We start from the raw sequence: 1,888 nt of genomic DNA on the forward strand, positions 1-1,888 counted from the left end.
TTATTATATAGTTATAATTGATTATATAATGAGGATGGTGTCTATGGATAATTTAACTAGTATTTTTAGAAATAAAAAATTGAAACTCACTCCCCAACGTATTGCAGTATATAAATATCTACAATCTACTAAAGAACATCCATCAGCCGAGACAATATACAAGACTCTGCAGATAGATTATCCTACTATGAGTTTGGCAACTGTATACAAAGCTTTAAAAACATTGGTCGAAGTTAATCTCATACAGGAAATCAATGTGGGGGAAGGTAACTTCAGATACGATGGAAACGTTGAACCACACTCCCATATTCAATGTATAAACTGTGGAAAAGTAGATGATATAGAGGGAATTTGCTTTCAGGATCTAAATTATAAAATTAAAGATCTTGTAAACTACAAGGTATTGAGTAATCAGGTCTACTTTTATGGAATATGTGAAAACTGTCAAAAAAACTCAACAGACTAGATAAAAAAAATGACAACTGTCAATTGATTTACGACAGCTGTCATTTTTTATAGCATTTCAATAGGATTCTTCAACTACTTCATTCCATTCATTTCCCGTATATTTTCCTGAAAATATATCATCTATTTTCAGAGATATACTGTATCTAAAATTTTTAGGCATATTGTATATAACGGCTATATTATCTTCCGTACTATTTTTCAAATGTTCTATTATACTTTTATTTATACCTTTTTTAGGAGTATTTACTTTCCTATTTCCAGTTATAAAACCCTTATTATACAATTTTTTTTGGATATTGTCACTCAGTATAAATTTTATAAAATCATTTATTTGATCCATATTTTTGCTATTTACAGGTGTACTCATTATAACATCTGCCATAACTGGAACTTTAACATTATCAGATGCTGAATTGTCATATTGCAAACATTTTATCCTGGTATTTTTAATATCATTTATATAATAGGAAGATGTTATTATCACTGGTATATCATTTCCATTGAATTTTTGTATAGTACTTCCATTCCCAATCTCAAAGGTATCCTTATTTACATAACCATTTTTAACCATATCATTTAATCTGTGAAAACACTCCTGCATCTCCCCCAGTGATTTATAAGCTGAAGGTCCACTGTCATATATATCTTCTAGTTTTTTCATGGAAATCAAGTTATTTGACACTATAGAAAATAAAGCTGTATTTATATCCACATCCTCATTTAATACTACAGGTACTCTTTTTTGCAGAGAATTGAGAGCTTTCAAGCTGCCCATAAATTCATTCATGGAATTGGGCATTTTTAAATTCAATTTATTAAAAGCATCTTCATTACACAATATTTCTATAGTATAGGGAAATAATGCAATGCCATAGTATCTGTCATTAAATCTCCCAAAGGACTTCGATACGCTGTAATATCTTTCATTTAAATTATTTTCCCTGTATAAATTTCTCATATCAGACAGAGCACTTTTCCTAACTAAATTCAGCATGTCTGTTCTGGAAATAAATACAACATCCATATTGCTGTTGTCATTTATATCTCCATCTATTTTCTCACCTATGGAATTATCCACATTCAATTCAACCTTGGGATTGGCTTTTTTGTACTCATTTATAATATATTTTATCATATTTAAAGATTCTCTGTCTTTCACTCCAATATATAGATTTATTTGTCCATCATCACTTGCATTGCTATTTCCACCACAGGCAGATAAATTAAACAGTAATATCAGAGTTAGAAAAAATATTATTATTTTATTTCTATGAAGCATACATTTTCTCATCTCACTTCCAAATATAAACACTTCAAAAATTACTCATACTGAGTATGTACATAAAATTATGTTTCATACAGACAATATTTTATAAATTTATTTTGTAAATAAAATGACTCTTATACACATCTGACGCTG

General features: G+C 28.8%; 2 protein-coding genes. One reads left to right on the forward strand and one right to left on the reverse strand.

Features of this window, described 5'->3' with window-relative positions; translation table 11 throughout:
* The first annotated feature begins 43 nt into the window (after positions 1–43).
* Positions 44–466, forward strand: coding sequence for a Fur family transcriptional regulator (locus J5G60_RS18105; protein ID WP_150359057.1), 423 nt, complete (start codon positions 44–46; stop codon positions 464–466).
* Positions 467–523: 57 nt separating this feature from the next.
* On the opposite strand, the gene J5G60_RS18110 is transcribed toward J5G60_RS18105, so the two are convergent.
* On the reverse strand, positions 524–1,759 hold the full coding sequence (locus J5G60_RS18110; protein WP_236035347.1) for an ABC transporter substrate-binding protein: 1,236 nt from the start codon (positions 1,757–1,759) through the stop codon (positions 524–526).
* Positions 1,760–1,888: the final 129 nt, after the last annotated feature.

Source organism: Clostridium sp. HV4-5-A1G (assembly GCF_900184915.1).
Lineage (GTDB): Bacteria > Bacillota > Clostridia > Clostridiales > Clostridiaceae > Clostridium_B > Clostridium_B aromativorans.